Annotated in this window: 11 protein-coding genes; 9 read left to right on the forward strand and 2 right to left on the reverse strand. The window is 71.5% G+C overall.

Annotated features, from left to right (window positions below):
• The first annotated feature begins 83 nt into the window (after nt 1–83).
• From AX669_RS09995 to AX669_RS10010, 4 genes are all read left to right on the forward strand, one after another.
• Nucleotides 84–674, forward strand: coding sequence for a hypothetical protein (locus AX669_RS09995; protein WP_006943805.1), 591 nt, complete (start codon nt 84–86; stop codon nt 672–674).
• A 45-nt stretch (nt 675–719) separates the two neighbouring features.
• Complete coding sequence (locus tag AX669_RS10000) at nt 720–2,714, forward strand: acyltransferase (RefSeq protein ID WP_062258192.1); 1,995 nt, start codon at nt 720–722, stop codon at nt 2,712–2,714.
• A 33-nt stretch (nt 2,715–2,747) separates the two neighbouring features.
• Entirely contained in the window at nt 2,748–4,706 is a 1,959-nt protein-coding gene (locus AX669_RS10005) for an acyltransferase family protein (RefSeq protein ID WP_082740829.1), read from the forward strand.
• Between the two features lie 134 nt (nt 4,707–4,840).
• Nucleotides 4,841–5,713: a class I SAM-dependent methyltransferase gene (locus AX669_RS10010; RefSeq protein WP_062258196.1), complete on the forward strand. Its 873-nt coding sequence runs from the start codon at nt 4,841–4,843 to the stop codon at nt 5,711–5,713.
• A gap of 128 nt (nt 5,714–5,841) precedes the next feature.
• Here the strand turns inward: AX669_RS10010 and AX669_RS10015 are convergent, their stop codons facing one another.
• The gene (locus AX669_RS10015) at nt 5,842–7,173 is read right to left on the reverse strand and encodes a lipopolysaccharide biosynthesis protein (RefSeq protein WP_156444983.1); all 1,332 of its coding nucleotides are present in this window, start codon (nt 7,171–7,173) and stop codon (nt 5,842–5,844) included.
• 114 nt (nt 7,174–7,287) lie between these two features.
• On the opposite strand from AX669_RS10015, the gene AX669_RS10020 reads away from it, so the two are divergent.
• The 5 genes from AX669_RS10020 (at nt 7,288) to AX669_RS13435 (ending at nt 15,629) form a co-directional block, all read left to right on the forward strand.
• On the forward strand, nt 7,288–11,538 hold the full coding sequence (locus tag AX669_RS10020; RefSeq protein WP_156444984.1) for an alpha-(1->3)-arabinofuranosyltransferase family protein: 4,251 nt from the start codon (nt 7,288–7,290) through the stop codon (nt 11,536–11,538).
• A gap of 2 nt (nt 11,539–11,540) precedes the next feature.
• Entirely contained in the window at nt 11,541–12,383 is an 843-nt protein-coding gene (locus AX669_RS10025; RefSeq protein ID WP_062258203.1) for a glycosyltransferase family 2 protein, read from the forward strand.
• Nucleotides 12,380–13,453 carry a glycosyltransferase family 4 protein gene (locus tag AX669_RS10030; protein ID WP_062258205.1) on the forward strand — a complete coding sequence of 358 codons (1,074 nt, stop codon included), beginning with the start codon at nt 12,380–12,382 and terminating at the stop codon, nt 13,451–13,453. The genes AX669_RS10025 and AX669_RS10030 overlap by 4 nt, the downstream gene beginning before the upstream one ends.
• Entirely contained in the window at nt 13,437–15,392 is a 1,956-nt protein-coding gene (locus AX669_RS10035; protein WP_062258207.1) for a hypothetical protein, read from the forward strand. The genes AX669_RS10030 and AX669_RS10035 overlap by 17 nt, the downstream gene beginning before the upstream one ends.
• Before the next feature lie 87 nt (nt 15,393–15,479).
• Nucleotides 15,480–15,629, forward strand: coding sequence for a hypothetical protein (locus AX669_RS13435; protein ID WP_156444985.1), 150 nt, complete (start codon nt 15,480–15,482; stop codon nt 15,627–15,629).
• Between the two features lie 114 nt (nt 15,630–15,743).
• Here AX669_RS13435 and AX669_RS10040 read toward each other — a convergent pair whose 3' ends face one another.
• Nucleotides 15,744–16,979 (reverse strand): glycosyltransferase family 4 protein, encoded by a 1,236-nt coding sequence (locus tag AX669_RS10040; protein ID WP_062258209.1) that lies wholly within the window; start codon nt 16,977–16,979, stop codon nt 15,744–15,746.
• Between the last annotated feature and the right edge of the window lie 239 nt (nt 16,980–17,218).

Raw genomic sequence — 17,218 nt, forward strand, 5'->3', positions numbered from 1 at the left:
TTCCACGAGTCATTCGTTCGAAGCCCTGAGTGTATTTGTGACATACACCTCATTGCAGGTGAATCCACCGCTAGCATGCGGTCATGCTGAACACGAACGATGAGGCGGGCCCCACGGGTCTCGCGACCGGCACGAAGATCGCTGCCATCATCTCCGCGCTGCTCCTGGCCGTCGCGGTCTACTTCTTCGTCTCCCCGACGAACTTCCGGGGCAAGGACGGCAGCCTGTTCGGCTGCGGTTCGCCGATGTCCCCCAACACCTCCGGCCTCGCGAAGGGGCAGTGCAACATCATCGAGGGGCAATCGCTGCACCGCGCGCTGCTGTTCCTCGCGCTCGCGCTCACCACCGCCGCGCTCGGCTACCTCCTGTTCGGCACGCACGGCTCCGGGCGCGCCGCACGCGGACGCGAGCGCTACGACCGTTATGACGAGCACGACGACGATGACGACGAGCGTCCGGTGCGTCCCGCGCGGCGCGAGCGTCGTGACGCCGAGGAGCGTCCCGCACGTCGTGCACGCCTCGGTGACGAGGACCGCGACGCAGAGCGCCACGAGCGCGGCGTGCGCATCGGGAAGGTCGAGCGGGCCGCAGGCGACGACGGCGAGGACGACGACGTGCACGAGCGCCGCACCGCGCGCGGGCGCAAGCGCCTGTCGGACCAAGAGCGCGACTGACGCTGCCCGTACCGGCCCCGCGAAACGAGGCCAGGAGAAACGACGATGGCCTCAAAACTGTTCGCCTACCGCCCCGGGCTCGACGGCATCCGCGGCTACAGCATGGTCGTGTTCATGCTGTGGCACGTCGGTGTACTGACGTTCCTGCCCGGCGCGTGGATCCTCATGAACGTCTTCTTCATCCTCTCGGCGTTCCTCATCACGCGCCTGCTGCTCGCCGAGCAGCGTGAGTTCGGGTGGATCAGCGTGCGTGAGTTCTACCGACGGCGCGTGCGTCGCCTCGCGCCGGCGCTGCTGGTCATGGTCGGCGCCGTCACCCTCGACGGGTGGGCGTTCGCGCCAGCCGCGGAGCGCACGTACCTGCGCGGCGACATCCTCGCGACCCTGACGTACGTCATGAACTGGCGCCTCGTGCTGCGCGACGATCAGTACTTCGAGGAGTTCACCCACCCGAGCATCACGCGCCATGCGTGGAGCCTGTCGGTGGAGGAGCAGTTCTACCTCGTCGTGCCGCTGCTCATCATCGCGGCGCTGACGTACGCGCACCGCCGCAGCGCGCGCACCGCGGGGTTCGTCGTCCTCGCGCTCGCGTCGGCGGCGTGGGCGTCGACGATCGATCTCGACTCACCGGGCGGGCAGGCACACGCCTATTACGGCACCGACGTGCGCATGCAGGCCCTCGCCCTCGGTGTCGCGGCGGGCGTGTGGACGGGGCATCGTGGACGTGGTGGTGGGCTGCTGCGGGCACGGGATCGTCGCGATCCGCTCGATGCGGGAGACCGCCGGCTCGAGATCCTCGGTTGGGTCGGCCTCGTCGCGACGCTCGCAGGCATCGCGCTCATCGAGCCGCTGAGTGACTGGATGTTCACCCGCGGCGGGATGCTCCTCACGAGCCTCGCCGGCCTCGCGTGGATCATCGGGTGCGCCCAACGCGTGCCCACCCCCCTGGTGCGGCTGCACGCCAACCGTCTCGCGGTGCACACCGGCAAGATCTCCTACGGGCTGTACCTCTACCACTGGCCCATCTACCTGTGGCTCGTGCGCGCCTTCGGTCACGGGCACGTCATCCCGCTCGCGGTGGCGACGCTCGTGCTCTCGTACGCCGCCGCCGACGCGAGCTACCGCTGGCTCGAGAAGCCCGTCATCAAGCGCGGGGTGCGGGCCTTCGGTGGGCGGCGCGCGGGCGGCGCGGGCGCCGTCGGTCTCGTCGGGGTCCTCGTCGCGGCGCTGGCCATCCCCGCCGGGGCGAGCACGGCGGCCCACGAGGTGTCTGCGCCGCAGTACCCGCAGTACGTCGCGCACATCCCGACGCTCGTCGAAGGCCAGGCGACGTACACGCCGCCCGCCCGACCACTCGCCGTCACGCTGTACGGCGACTCGGTGCCGTACTTCCTCGCCCAGCGCATGCCGAAGGACAACTTCTCGAACCTCGTCGTGACGAACGCCGGCGCCCCCGGCTGCGACCTGCTCGACGCGCCCGTGCAGTGGACGGCGACGCGTCAGCAACCCAACGACGCGCCGTGTCGCGAGGCGAAGGCGGCGTTCGGGCCCACGGTGCGTTCTTCCGACTCCCGGCTGGCCGTGCTCATGCCGACGCTCTACCTCGCACTGCGTCACGACGTCGACGGCAAGGTGCTGTGGCTCGACGACGCGGCCTACCGCGACCTCATCACCCGCACGCTGACGAAGACCCTCACCACCGCGCGCACCTCGGGCGCGGCGAAGTTCGCCGTCACGACCGTGCCGTGCCGCACCATCGACGAACTGCAGGTGCCGCCCGAGTACCGTGGCGACTTCGACAAGTTCCCCCAACTCGTCGCCGAGGCTGGGCACCCGAAACGGGTCAACGCGATCATCACGGCGTGGGCGAAGGAACACCACGTGCCCGTCCTCGACCTCGCGGGCGCGGTGTGCGGTTCGTCGTACCAGCCGACTCGCCACGGCATCACGCTCTACGACGACGGCATCCACTTCTCGCCCGAGGCGACCCCGATGATCTGGGGCTGGCTCGCGCCGCAGATCGTGGCGGCCGCCCGATGAACGAGGCAGCCCGATGAACATGGTGGCCAGACGATGAGCACATCCGCACGCTCGCGCGGGAGCCGTGTCGAGCGTCCCCGCACCGATCGTTACGCGGCCATGGACGGCTACCGCGGCCTGTTCGTCCTGCTCGTCATCGCGTATCACTTCGGCGCGACGGGCCTCGTCGGCGGCTGGGTGGGCATCAACCACTTCTTCGTGTTCTCCGGCTTCCTCATCGCGCGCATCCTCATCAAGGAACGTCAGCGCACCGGTCGCATCGACGTGCGCCGCTTCTACCTGCGTCGCGCGCGGCGCGTGCTGCCGGCGATGTTCGTCCTCGTCGCCGCAGTGCTGACGCACACCGCCTTCTTCGAGCAACCCGCCCAGCAGAAGCAGTTCGGCGGCGACGCACTCGCCACCCTGGGCTTCTACCTCAACTGGAGGTTGATCGGCCGGAGCGACAGCTACTTCGACCAGATCGGTAACCCGTCGCCGCTGCGTCACGCCTGGACGCTGTCCGTCGAGGAGCAGTTCTACGTCGTCATCCCGTTCCTCATCCTCGCGATCTGCGCACTCACGCGCTCGCGCCGCCTGCGCTTCACCCTCGTCATGGCGCTCGCCTGCCTCAGTGCGTGGTGGACGGCGCACCTCGGGCTCGCCTCGTTCGAGGATCAGGCGCGCCTGTACTACGGCACCGACACCCGCGTGCAGGCGTTGCTCGTCGGTGTCGCGTTCGGGTTCGCCTTCGGCGTCGGCGCCGACGGACGGGGGCCGCGCCTGCCGTCGCGCGAGGTGACACAGACCCTCGGCGTCCTCGGCACGATCGTGTCGATCAGCGCGGTATTCCTGCTCGACGCGCAGACCGAGTGGGTCTACGCGAAGGGCGGCGTGCTGCTGTTCGCGCTTGGCGCCTCGCTCATGGGCTGGTCGAGCATCGACCCGCGCGGCCTTGCCATCAACCGCGTCTTCGGCTGGCGGCCGCTGGCCTTCGTCGGACAGATCTCCTACGGCCTCTACCTCTACCACTGGCCGGTGCACCTGTGGCTGCGCCCCGACGTGCCGCAGCCCGCGCTCGGGTTCCTCCAGTTCGTCGTGACGTTCGCGCTCGCCGTCGTGAGCTTCCGCTACCTCGAGGCGCCGATCCTGCAGGACGGGTTGCGTGGCATGTGGCCGCACCTGCGACGCAGCCGTCGCCGGGCCCTCGCCATCGGCGCGTCGGGGGTGCTCGCGGTGGCGAGCGCCGCCCAGGCCCGCACGAGCGCACCCGGCGTGCCGACGGACGTGCCGCCGCTCGTCGCGGGGACGCCCGCGTACCGCACGGGCGCGCACCAGGACGCCGGCATCGTGGGCGACAGCGTGAGTTCCTCACTCGCGCAAGGTTTTTCGCCGTCGGTCTACACCGACCTGTCGATGAGCGATGCGACGATGATCGGCTGCGACCTCGTGCCCGCGCCGATCAGCCACGACGGCCAGGACGTCGCCGAGTCCACGCGCTGCGCGAGCTGGCGCGCGGGCGTCGAGAAGCAGTTGCGCGACGCGCACGCGCGCACTCTCGTCATCGTCGGTGACGCCCACTTCCTCACGACGCACCGCCTTGACGGCGTGCTCGCCGCGCCGCAGACGCCGCAGGGCGCGAAGTCGATCGAGCTGGCCCTCGACTCGTGGGCGCAGCGAGCCCGCGCCGCAGGTGTCGAGCGCACGGTCGTCGTCAATCTCCCGTGCCGACGCATCGACCCGGTGCGACTCGATCCGTCGTTGCGCTTCTTCGCCGAGCAGGGCTCGAGCGACGCCGCCGTCGGCTGGGCGAACGGCGTCATCGCGGCGTGGGTGAAGCATCACCCCGATGCGGTGCTCGCCGACCTGCACGCCCAGACGTGCAGCGCCGGGTACCGCTCCGTCATCAACGGGGTGAGCCTCTACGAGGACACGCTGCACTTCACCCCGCGCGGCGCCGCGATGATCTGGACGTGGCTCGCGCCGCAGGTGCAACGCGAGGGCGCCGCACGGTGAGGTTCGCCCCGGGCGGGGCGACGCGCGAGTTGGCGAACACCGCATGCGAAAGTGCGCCCGACGTGTGACCATGGTCACCGGTTACCGCGCGGTACGCGCGCGCACTTCTTGACCCTCACGACGGACGGACCGCCATGGACACCTCGACCTTCTTCCGCGACCTGCCGGCCCTTTTCGCCGGTGAGCCCGCGACGTCGGAACCGATCGACCCGCGTTGGTCGGCCCTGTGCGACGACGTCGCGGGGTACACCGCGCCCAACGAGCTCGCCGTCCTCAACCATGCCGCCGCGACGATGCCCGCCGACGAGGCATACCTCGAGGTCGGCACGTTCAAGGGCCGCTCGATCTGCGCTGCCGTGCAGGGCAACGGCGACAAGACGTTCGTCGCGATGGAGAACTTCATGGAGTTCGGCATGGCGGGAGAGCTCGCGCGTCGCGAACTCATGACGAACCTCGAGACCCACGCCGGGGAGGCCGACGTCACGCTGCTCGAGGGTGACTGCTTCAAGCTCATGGTGCGCCCCGGCGCACTCGATCGCCCCGTCGGGGTCTACTTCTACGACGGCGAGCACACGCTGCTGTCGCACTACCTCGCGCTCGCCGCCGTCGAGCCGCTGCTCGCCGACGAGGCGCTCGTCCTCATCGACGACGCGTCGTGGCCGGTCGTGCAGAAGGCGCACAGGCTGTTCCTGAAGCAGCACCCGGGCTGGCAGATCGTCGAGCAATGGGACGCGGCGCACGCCGACGACCCGCGCTGGGCGAACGGCCTGCACGCGCTGACGTTCCGTCGCCGCCCCGGCACCACGAAGCGCCTCAGCCGTCAGGACGAGATGCTGCGTCGCTACCAGACGACGGTGCAGGACCGCCTCAACGCGGCGATGTGGAAGGCCGTCGGCGTCGTGCCCGGGCCGATCACCGCCGTCGCGAAGGTGCTGCTCGGCCGCTCGCGTCAGATCGGTGACGACGGTGTGAAGAGCGACGGCCAGAAGAGCACTGACCAGCACTGAGCCCTGTTGGGCCGCGCCGAGCGAAACCGGCCCCCCGATGGGGGCGGTAGGACTAGGCCGACCAGCCTGAGCGGATGGGTCCGGTTCGAGCGGTGCGAGCCGACCTTGAGGTCGAAGGACGTCGGGGGTCAGCTCGTGTGATCGAGCACGAGCAGGTCCTGGGCGTCCTCGACGTGGGTGACGCGCGTGCTGCGCGAGCGCCACGCGCCGGCCACGACGACGACGCCCGCGCAGGCCGCGGCGAGCGTCACGATCTGCCAGACGCTGTCGTGCCACCAGAGCCACCCGGCGACGAGTTCCACGGCGACCATGACCCACGTCAGCATGCCGAGGCGCGTGTCGTCGCCCGCCATCTGCGAGAACAGCCACAACTGCGCGAGCGCCCAGACGGTGCCGAGTGCGAGGCACGCGATGACGAGGGAGCCGTTGCCGTCGAACGCGTGGCCACCGACGGAGGCGACCACGGCGTCAGCGTCGAGCAGCGACCCGACGACGCAGCCGGTCACACCGAGCGCGACGACGAAACCGGCAGCCCGCCACAACGCGCGGGTGCCGTTCGTCACGCGAGTATTCGCACCCGAATCGGCGTGCGCCGCGGAGGCGCTCGAGGCTGCGAGGCGCGGCACGATGAGCAGCGCGAGGAACTGCGTGCCCCAGCACATGGCGCGCGCGAACGTCGAGGCGAGACCGTAGGCACCGGACGTCTCGGGGGCGAGGAAGTGACGCACGAGGACGACGTCGACGTTCGTCAGCGCCGTGAACGCGGCGAGCGTCGAGTTCGATCGCCACATCTCGCGCGCCAACCCGTCGCTGCCCGCGCCGACGCCGACGAGCGCGTCGCGGCTCGCCCACAGGCCGAACGCGGCGGCGCACCACGCGGTGAGCGCCATGACGACGAAGACCTCCGTGACGTTCGCGCCCGCCGCCGCGCACCCGAGCGCGCCGGCGACGCGGGTCGCCGCCGTCACGACGTAGAGCGCGGCGAGGCGGGCGATGGCGCCGCTGCCGAGCAGGACACCCTGGTAGGCGCCCGTCAGCGTCATCGGCAGGAGCATGAACGCCATCGCGATCGTCGGCTCGAAACCGCCGAGGTGGAACAGCGCGTCGACGCCGGGGGAGGCGAGCATCGTGACGACGCTCAGCGCGACGCCGACCCGCGCGGCGAGCCCCAGCCCGCTCGAGCGCAGCGACGGGTGCGCCCAACGTCGCGCGATGACGACCTGCAGCGCGCCTGCGGGGATGACGAGGACGATGCCGAGGGTGATGAGCGCCGAGTACGCGCCGAATCCGGCCGGCCCGAGCGCGCGCGTGAGGATGAGGACGAAGACGTAGCTGAGCAGGTTGCCGAGACCCATCGCGACGGCCAGCACGACGCCGCCGCGCCCTGACGGTGCCTCCGACGTGGCCTGCGTCGAGTCGGGAGCCGGAGCCGGGCGCGCGTCGGCGGATGTGGCGTTCACCTGCACGACCCTTCTTCCGAACGCCCGTGTGACGTGGGCTACCTGCTGGTTATATTAGGTGCTTCACGGTCGACCGTCCGTGAACCCCCTCGGCCCAGGCCCGGAAGGACGCTCGTGCGACGACCCATCCTGCGCCGCGGACGCCTCGATGCCTACGCCGTGGCCTGTGCCGTCGCCGCCGTGGTGCTCGCGGCCGTCGTCTTCCTCAACGATCTCGGCCACTTCAACACCGACATCAAGCCCGAGGTGTACCTCGCGCCGTGGGAGATGGTCGGCCGGTACCTGTCGTCGTGGACGGCGTCGCCGTACCTGGGGTCGGCGAACTTCAACGTCGGGCTCGTGCCCGTCCTGCTCGTGCTGTCCGCGCTGCGCGGCATCGGGCTGTCGCCGGAGTGGACGTTCAAGGTCTTCCACCTCGCACTGTGGCTCGTCGCGGCCTGGGGTGCCGCGCGCCTGACGCGCACCGTCGCGCCGCGTTCGACACGCTGGCTCGGGCTCGCTGCAGCCGTGTTCTATCTCGCCAATCCGTACGCGATCGCCGCGGGCAACACGCTCGCCATCGCCCTGCCGATGGCGTTCCTGCCATGGCTGCTGCTGTGCTACCTGCGCGCCCTGCAGCGGCCGTCGTCCTGGGCGTGGCCGGCGCTGTTCGGGCCCGCGTTCTTCGCGATGAGCGGCATGAACGTCGCCGTCGTGCCGCTGTTCCAGCTGTTCGGCATCATCCCGATCGCCGCCGTCGCGCGCTGGCACCTGCACCGCACCTGGCGCGAGGTCGCCGCCGTCACCGCGAAGTGCGCGCTGTTCGTCATCGCCGTGTCGCTGTACTGGCTCGTGCCGGCGATGTCGGCCGTCGCCACCGGCAGCCAGATCGTCGGCACGTCAGAAACTCTCGACGGCATCCACAAGGTCTCCTCGTTCACCGAGGTGCTGCGCGGGCTCGGGCTGTGGCCACTGTACGGCCACGGCGACGCCGGACCGTGGGTGCCGCAGAACGCCGCCTACATCACGAGCCCCTGGGTCATCGCCCTGACGGCCCTGTGGCCCGCGCTGGCGCTCGTGTCGCTGCGCTGGGCCCGCACCGGGGTGCGGCGCGCCGCGGCGCTGACGGCGGCGATCGCGGCCGTCGTCATGGTCGGGCTGTTCCCGGGTGAGAACGATGCGGAGAGTCCCGCGGGCTGGCTCATCCAGGCCGTGCTGGCGTTCCCGCCGCTCGCCGCCTTCCGCACGACCAACAAGATCGGTGCGCTGCTCGCGCTGTCGTTCGCCGTCGCCCTCGCGTTCGGCGCCGTCCATCTCACGCGTCTCGTGCGCCGCCGTTCCGGTCTCGCGCCGATCGCCGCGGCGCTCGCGAGCATCGTCGTCGCCGCCTGGATGCTGCCGGCCCTGGCGAACGGGCTCTACATCTCGCGCATGGACATCCCGTCGTACTGGGACGACGCCGCCCGCGCCGCCGATGACGGCGCCCCGCACTCCTCGACGCTCGTCCTGCCGGGCCAGACGCGCCCGACGTACCGCTGGACGGTGCAGCGCCCCGACGACCTGACGAACTCCCTGCTGAAGCGCGACGCCGTCGTCCCCGAGACGACACCGAACGCGAGCGCCCCCGGCGGCAACTTCCTCGCGGCCCTCGACGACACCGTCCAGTCCGGTACGGCGTCGGGCGACATGGTGTCGACGTTCGCGCGCTACCTCGGCTCCGACAACGTCCTCGTGCGCCACGACACCGTCTGGGAGAACGACGGGGGAGCGCGCCCGGCCGTCGTCCAAGCCCTCATCGGCACCGACACCGGCCTGTTCGGTTCCGGCAACTTCGGCAAGCCCGGGCAGAACGTCCTGTCGCCGGTCGCCTCGCCCGCCGGGTACGACGAGGCGAGCCTGCGCCCCGTGCAGCTGTACACCGTGCGTGACCCGCGAACGGCCGTGCGGGCGCAGAGCATGGCGAACTCCCTCGTCGTCGCGGGTGACGGCTGGTCGTTCCCCGAGATGGTGAACGCCGGGCTGCTGCGCACGTCACCGAGCGTGCAGTACGCGCAGGATCTCGACGCCGCAGCCCTGACGCGCGCGCTGCAGGCCAAGGGGCGCCTGGTCATCACCGACACGAACGCGCGACGCTCCGCCATCGCGCAGCGCCTCACCGCGGGCAACGGCGCGCTGCTCGCCGCGGGCGACCCTCTCGGCACGACGCGCACGCTCGGCGATTCGCCCGACGATCAGACGGTGCTGCTGCGCTCCGGGACGCTCGTCACCGCGACCACCTCCGGCGGCACGTTCTTCGACCTGCCGTACGCGGTGCCCGAGAACGCGTTCGACGGCAACCCCGACACGAGCTGGCGCTTCGGCGACTTCCGCCGCGCCGTCGGTCAGCGCCTCGACCTCACCCTGCCCGCGAGCCAGACGCTCGGTGACGTCACGATCGCCCAACCCGACCTCGGCCCCGTCAAGATCGACAAGGCGACGATGACGGCGGGTGGCCGCTCCGTCACGGTGCGCGTCCCCGATTCGGGCAAGGCCACCTTCCACATGGGCGGCGTGAGCGCGGACCGCGTCAGCGTCCACATCGACAGCATCCGCGGCGACGGCTTCAACCTCGTCGGCATCTCCGAACTGGGCCTGCCCGGGCCGAAGGCGACGCGTGCCGCGCGCACCCCGACGACGCTGACACGCCTCTACACAGGCCTCGACGACGCGGGCCGCTCGGCGTTCTCGTCCGCGCCCCTCGACGTCCTGCTGCGCCGCGTCGAGAACACGCCCGCGGCCGCCGACGACAGCGAGATCGCGCTGCGCCGCGTCGTCTCCCTGCCGCAGGGCCGCACCTTCAACGGGGATGCCCGCGTGCGGATCGACGGCGACGACCTGGAGAAGATCTACGACGAGGTCGCCGGGTACAGCGACGCGGTGCGTGCGACGTCGTCGGGCGTGTGGTTCGACAAACGCCAGTACCGTGCCTCGGCCGCGGCCGACGGCAAGAGCGACACGGGCTGGGTGCCCGGGGGAGCCTCGCCCAAGGGCGCCTGGTGGCAGCTGACGACGGCGCCGCGCGACATCACCAGCGTCGACCTCACGCAGAAACCGACGCTCGGCGACGCGAAGCGCACGCAGTGGGCGACGAAGGTGTCGGTGCTCGTCGACGGCAAGAAGGTCGCGAGCTCGTCGGTGAACAAGAACGGCGACACGCACATCGCGCTGCCCGACGGCACCCGCGGCTCGCGCGTGCGGGTCGTCATCGACGCCTCCGACGGCCCGGAGCTCGCGACGCCCGCCGAGTTCACCCGCATCGACACGGGCGCGTCGATGAAGACCTCCGACCTCGGCCCGTTCGACTCACCCGGCAAGAACCGCTGCCTCGACGTCGCGACGATCGACGGGCGCGCCGTGCCGATGCGCCTCGACGACGACACGATCACCCGCTCCTCGCAGGAAGGCACGCGCTGGGTCTCGTGCACGCCAGTGACGCTCGACGCCGGCGATCGCCGCATCGAGCAGGCCCCAGGGTTCGTCCTCGACTCCCTCGACCTGCGCGACAACCGCAAGCAGGCGACGAGCGTGCCCGCGGCGCCCGCGTTCCGCGTCACCGACGACACGCCGACGCACAAGACGATCCGCCTCGAATCGAGCGCGACGCCGAGCGCCGTCGTCATCGGCCAGAGCTACGACGCACGCTGGAGCGCGACGCTCAACGGCAAGGCGCTTCCCGCCCCGACGACGATCGACGGCTACAGCACCGGCTGGATCCTGCCCGCCGGCGCGCAGGGCACCGTCGAGATGCGGTTCGCGCCGCAGCGCTGGGCGAACGTGGCGCTGATCGTCACGCTGCTGACGCTCGCGGCGATCGCCGCCATCGTCATCGTCGCCGCCCGACGCGGCGGCCTGCGCGCGCCCGTGCCGCACCGCAGCGAGACGTACACGCGCAGCATGCGCCGCGCCGACGCACTCGCACGGCGCAGCGACGCTCAGTACCTGCGCCTCGACGTGGCATGCGTCGTGGTCGCGACGTTCGGCGTCGGCGCCGCGGGGCTCGTCGCCTCGCTCGTCGCGGTCGCGGCGCTGCGCCTGACGCGGGTGCGCTCGCGTCATCTCGTCGTCGCGGGGGCGCTGCTCGTGCTCGCAGGCGTCGGGGCGTTCCTCCTGCTCGACCCGAGCCTCGGGCAGGTGAGCGCCGACGCCATCGCCGCGAACATGTGGCCGCACCGCATCGCGGGCGCCGGCTTCGTCATCGCGCTCATCGGGTTGTTGCGTCAGCACGACGCGCCACGAACCGCACGCCGCAGCGGCGGCAGCCACCGCGCGGGGCCGCACACCGAGGCGGCCACGGACCCAGCCACGAAGACAGCCACGACCGACCGGGCGATCGCAGAACGAGGATGATGATGGACGAGCGAACCCCTGACGCGATGTTCGAGCGTGGTGTCAGCGTCATCGTGCCCACGCGCAACAACGAGCGCACCCTCGAAGCGACGCTGCGCTCGGTCAAGGAGCAGAGCGAGCCGGGCGTCACGCTCATCGTCGTGGACAACGCCAGCACGGACGCGACGAAGGACATCGCGCGCCGCTGGGCCGATGTGTACCTCGAGGGCGGGCCGGAACGTTCCGCGCAGCGCAACCGCGGCATCGAGGCCGCGCAGACGCCGTGGATCGTATGGCTCGACAGCGACATGATCCTGCCGCCGCGGGCGATCGAGGTCGCCCTCGACACGGCGCAGCGCACCGGCGCCGACGGCGTCGCGCTGCCCGAGCGCACGATCGGCGACGGTTTCTGGACGGCCTGCCGGGCCCTGGAGCGCGAGTGCTACCTCGACCAGCCGTGGTTGCACAACCCGCGGCTGCTGCGGCGTGACTTCATGCGCACCGACGGCGAGTTCCACCTCGCGATGTCGGGGCCGGAGGACGCGGATCTGCGGCTCAAGATGCGCCGCGCGGGTCAGCGGATCGAGCTCGCCCCCATCATCATCGACCACGACGAGGGCCGCCTCACGCTGCGCGACGTCTTCTCCAAGCGCTATTACTACGGGCGCAGCATCCCTGCGTTCGCGGCCGAGCACGACGGTGCCGTCGGGCAGCAGGGCCGGGACGTGCTGACGGCGTACTGGGCGCACCGCGACGACCTCGCGCGTCGCCCGCTGCACGCGGTCGGCATGGTCGGCATGCGCGCGATGGAGGCCGTCGGCTACGCCCTCGGCGCGGCGAGCGCACGGCGCGATCACGCGCGATGACCCGCGAGCTGCTGTGGCTGTCGCTGCCCGATCAGCGGCCGCGCCGTGAGCTGTATTGGATGTCGCGGATGCCGGGCACACACGTCACGGCGATGGCGCGCGAGGAGCCGTTCGGCGACCTCACCTGGATGCCGACGACGTACCGTCGCCCCGTGACGCGCTTCATCGAGGCCGGCGCGTTCGCGTGGGCGCAGGGGCTCGACGAACAGCTCGAGCGGACGCGCCCCGACTGGGTCGCGAGCCTCGAGCTGTGCTCGCTCGTCACCGGCCAGCTCAGCGCGCGGCGCCGACGCCGCCCGGGGCTGCGGCAGGCCGTCATCACGTGGGAGAACCTGCCGCGCCAACCGTTGTACGCGCTGCCGCCGTACCGTCAGGCGTTCGAGAGCACCCGGGACGCCGACCTCATCCTCTGCATGGTCGACGCGGCGCGCGACCACCTCGAACTCAACGGATTCGACCTGTCGCGCGTGCGCGTCGTCAAGCCGGGCGTCGACGTCGAACTGTTCCACCCCGCAGCCGAACTCGCCGACCGACCGCGGGTCGTGTTCACCTCGCCGCTCGCGGCGAACAAGGGCATCGACACCGTCCTCGACGCGATGCGCCTCGTGCGTCGGCGCGTGCCCGACGCGCAACTCGTCGTCGCAGGTAGCGGGCCGCTCGCGGGGCTCGTCGAGGAGGCCGAGCAGGCCGAACCGGGCGCCGTCGTGCGCGCCGGATCACTCGACGCGCACGGCGTCGCCGAGCTGCTGCGCTCCGCGCGCGTCTTCACGACGGCGCCGCGCCCGACGTGGAAGTGGACCGAACAGCTCGGCCTCGCCTACCTCGAGGCGCAGGCGTGCGGGTTGCCCGTCGTCACGACCGCGTGCGGCACCAATGACGAAGCCGTGCGCGCACCCAACCTGCTGACGGAGTCGGGCGCGTACGCGCTCGCCGAGGGTCTCGTGCACTTCCTCACCGACGACTCGGCCGCGCGTGCGGCGTCGGCGGCGAACCGCGCGCGGATGCTCGCCGAGCACGACATCCGCCGTCAGAGCGCGAAGATGGGCGAGGCCTTTGCCGAGTTCGAGTGACGCCGTCACGACGTCCGGCCGGGGAGCGACGCACGGGGCTGCGTGGGGCGCGACGCGCTGGGCGGGCCGTCACGCCGGGCTGCTCGCGAGCGCGGTGTGCGCCGCCGTCATCCTCGGCCCGATGCTGCTGACGCGCGGGTTCTGGCTGCACTACGACATGGTGTTCGTCCCGCACCTGCCGTTGTCGGACACGACGCTCGGTACGGCCGGGCAGGTGCCGCGCGCGGTGCCGAACGACGCGATCGTCGCACTGCTCGACCTCGTCCTGCCCGGGGACATCACGCAGAAGATCATCCTGCTCGGGGCGTTCCTCGCCCTCGGCGCAGGCGTCGATCGATGGCGCGCGCCGGTGCTCGCGCGCGTGTGCGCGAGCGTCCTGCTCGCCTGGAACCCGTGGGTCGCCGAGCGTCTCGCGATCGGCCACTGGGGGTACCTCTGGGGCTACGCGGCGTGCGTGTGGGCGATCGTCGGGGCGCTCGAGGCGCGCCGCGCTCGCACACGTTCGTCGGACGGCGTCGCGGCCGGCCGCGCGGAGGCCGAGACTGCTCGCCGCGCTGATTCGGCGGGAGAAGTCGACGCCTGGATCGACACGTACCGCGCCAGAGAGAGCGTCGCTCACCGCGACGCCGATGCGACGCACGCCCGCCGCAGCGTCGCCGTCGCGCTCGTCATGTCGGCGGCGTCCGGTTCGACGGGGGCCGTCCTCGTGGCCTTGGCCCTCGCCGCTGTGACGTTCGCACCCGGCGCGGGACGGCTGGCATGGCGCGCCGGGTGGCGCCCGACGTTGCTGACGGTGCTCGCCTGGGTCGGCCTCAACGCCTCGTGGTGGTGGCCGTTCCTCACGGCCGCGCCGAGCGACGCCGCCGACGCGGCCGGCGTCGAGGCGTTCGCGGCCCGCAGCGACGGCGCGGGGCCCGTGTGGACGTCCCTGCTCGGCGGTGGCGGCATCTGGCACGCGCCGTCATGGTTCGCCGAACGCAGCTCAGCGCCCATCGTGCTCGCCTCCGCCCTCGTGTGCGTCGCCGGCGTCATCGCCGCCCGGCGCCTCGGTCGCGGGCCGATCACGGCGCTCGCCGTCACGGGGCTGTTCCTCGCGGGCGCGAGCACCGTGCCGGGGCTGCGTGACGTCATGACGGCGATCGTCCTGCACGTGCCCGGCGGCGGGCTGCTGCGCGACGGGCAGAAGTTCGTCGCCCTCTGGGTCGTCCCGGCGGCCCTCGGCTGGGGGCTGCTCATCGACGCCGAGGTGCGCCGCGCTCGCGGCAGCATCCTCGCGCCCGTCGCCCTCATCGGCGGCATCGTCGCCCCGCTCGTGCTCCTGCCGGGCCTCGCGTGGGCACGCGGCGGACAGTGGCGCGGCGTCGATTATCCCGCGCCGTGGACGCAGGTCGCGCGCGACCTCGACGCCGGGACCAACGGTGCGACGCTCGTCCTGCCCTGGTCGACCTACCGTCGCTACGCCTGGAACGGCGAGCGCACCGTCCTCGACCCCTGGAACCGTTTGCTCACCGGCCGCGTCATCGCCGACGACGCGCTGGCCGTGCGTCAGGGCTCTGGCGTGCGGGTCGTCGCGGGGGAGGACCCGCACGCCGCCGCCGTCGGTCGCGCTCTCGTTCACCGCTCGGCCGACGAATTGCGTGACGCGATGGCTCGGGCCGGCGTCAGCCGCGTCATCGTCCAGACCGACCAGCCGGACGCCGCCGCCGTCGCGGATCTCGTCCGCCGCGCGGGGGCGACGCCGCTCGCCGCCGCGCCGCCGGTCTCGCACCTCACGACGTGGTCCGTCCCCGGTGCGACGCCTCGCCCGGCGACGCCGTGGTGGCGCGCGATCGGCCTCGTGACGAGCATCATCACCGCCGGTGTGGTCGTCGCGGGTACGAGCCGAGGCGGGGTTTTGCGTCGAAAGCGATGCACCCGCGCGCCGGAGCGGCTAAGCTGAACCAAACGCGTCGCCTCGGCGATGCTCCGTCGTGCCACCCGGTGGCGCGGCGGCTGACCACGAGCGAAGGTGAAGGCGGTCAACCCCATGGGCGCATCCACGAACAAGACGATGTACAACATCATCGGAGCCGTCGTCGGCTTCCTGCTCGCTCTGTTCGCGATCTGGGGTCTCGTCCAGTCGCAGAACTCGAGCCAGCCGCAGCAGTACCAGTCGAAGATCAGCTACGACGGCTGAGCCTCCGGCTCCCTCATCTCAGACGAGAGCGGGGAACGACCTCGACGGTCGTTCCCCGCTCTGGCATGCCCTGACTCGGCTCAGCGGCAGCCCGCGCCGGGCGGCGCCAGCCCGTCAGCTCAGCTCGGCAGCGCCGCGGCGGGCATCGCGTTCGGCGACGAGCTCGCGCAGGCGTCGCACGTGCAGGGGCGTGTCGGGCGGCTGGGGTGCGCGCTCGGCGCGGCCGAGGACGTCGAGCAGCGTGTGGTGCACGTTGCGGCCGGCCGATTCCCAGCTGAACGAGCGCGCGTACGTCACAGCGTTGCGTCCATAGGCCTCACGCACGTCGTTGCGCGACAGCAGCACGCGCACGTCGTCGATCATCTCCGCCGTCGTCGAGGCGAGCGCGCCCGTCGAGCCGTGCTGGATCGACTCGCTCGGCCCTCCGGCTTGCGCGAACGCGACGGCCGGGGTGCCGTGCAGGCCGGCCTCGACGATCGTCAGGCCCCACCCCTCCTTGTAGGAAGGCATCATGACGACCCAGGACGAAGCGAGCAGCGTGTGCTTCGTCGCCTCGTCGACGAACCCGTGGAAGTGGACGGCGTCCTCGACGCCGCGTTCACGGGCATGGCGCTCGATGTTCGGCTGCCAATAACCCGAGCCGACGACATTGAGGTGCAGGCCCGGGAACTCCTCACGCAGTTCGGCGAGGGTGTCGACGGCGATCTCGACCTGCTTGTGCGGCACGAGCCGGCCGAGGACGGTGAGCGATGGCGCGGCGCTGCGGGGCACGTCGGCGTAGGATTCGAGATCGCGCGGGTGGTCGTTGCCGGAGTAGACGAGGTCGATGCGCTCGGCGTCGACGCCGAGGCTCGCGAGTTCGCTGCGGCTCGCCTTCGAGACGGTGATGTAGCGGCAGCGCCGGTACACCCACGGCGCGACGCGTGACTCGAGCAACCAGCCGAACCTTGCGAGGCGCGGGCTGAAGATGCTCGCCCACTGGTCGCGGTGGACGTGGTGGACGACGGCGACGACGGGGATGCGCGCGACGAGCGGCGACCAGAACGGCACGCCGTTCTGCACGTCGATGACGACGTCGTAGTCACGCTGGTGCCGCACGAGGTGCCACAGCCCCGCGGCGTAGCAGGTGAACCGGTTGCCGGCGCGAATCACGGTGACGTCCCCATGCATCGTGCGGCGTGCGGCGCCGGGGAAACGAGCCGTGTGGATCGTGACGTCGGCGCCAAGCTCGCTCATCACCTCGCTCGTGCGTTCGACGAACACCTCCGAGCCGCCCGACTCGGGGTTCTCGCGGTCGCGCCACGACAGATAGAGGACGCGCAGAAGCTCGGCGTCGCGCTCGTCGTGCATCCTGTGGCTCTCCTCGCCGTTCGGCTGCCTGCTTCCGGGTCGCCCGTTAGAGTATCGGGGTCGAGGAAGGCAGGTGGCCCGTTTCCATGAGCGCGTGCGAAGTGTGCGGTGGTCCGTGCACGGATCTGCCCCTGGGAGGCTCCGTCCTCGACGCCTGCACCCGTTGCGGGCACCTGCGTCGCGACCTCGATCGCGCGCCCGCGCGCCACCGCGATCATGCCTACGGCGGTGACCCGACC

Source organism: Dermacoccus sp. CCH2-D9, assembly GCF_001556795.1.
GTDB lineage: Bacteria > Actinomycetota > Actinomycetes > Actinomycetales > Dermatophilaceae > Dermacoccus > Dermacoccus nishinomiyaensis.

What these genes read in the sequence shown, in the direction of transcription:
- AX669_RS09995 (WP_006943805.1), top strand. Translation starts at nt 84, where the DNA reads ATGCTGAACACGAACGATGAGGCGGGCCCCACGGGTCTCGCGACCGGC.
- AX669_RS10000 (WP_062258192.1), top strand. Translation starts at nt 720, where the DNA reads ATGGCCTCAAAACTGTTCGCCTACCGCCCCGGGCTCGACGGCATCCGC.
- AX669_RS10005 (WP_082740829.1), top strand. Translation starts at nt 2,748, where the DNA reads ATGAGCACATCCGCACGCTCGCGCGGGAGCCGTGTCGAGCGTCCCCGC.
- AX669_RS10010 (WP_062258196.1), top strand. Translation starts at nt 4,841, where the DNA reads ATGGACACCTCGACCTTCTTCCGCGACCTGCCGGCCCTTTTCGCCGGT.
- AX669_RS10025 (WP_062258203.1), top strand. Translation starts at nt 11,541, where the DNA reads ATGGACGAGCGAACCCCTGACGCGATGTTCGAGCGTGGTGTCAGCGTC.
- AX669_RS10030 (WP_062258205.1), top strand. Translation starts at nt 12,380, where the DNA reads ATGACCCGCGAGCTGCTGTGGCTGTCGCTGCCCGATCAGCGGCCGCGC.
- AX669_RS13435 (WP_156444985.1), top strand. Translation starts at nt 15,480, where the DNA reads ATGGGCGCATCCACGAACAAGACGATGTACAACATCATCGGAGCCGTC.
- AX669_RS10040 (WP_062258209.1), bottom strand. Translation starts at nt 16,979, where the DNA reads ATGCACGACGAGCGCGACGCCGAGCTTCTGCGCGTCCTCTATCTGTCG.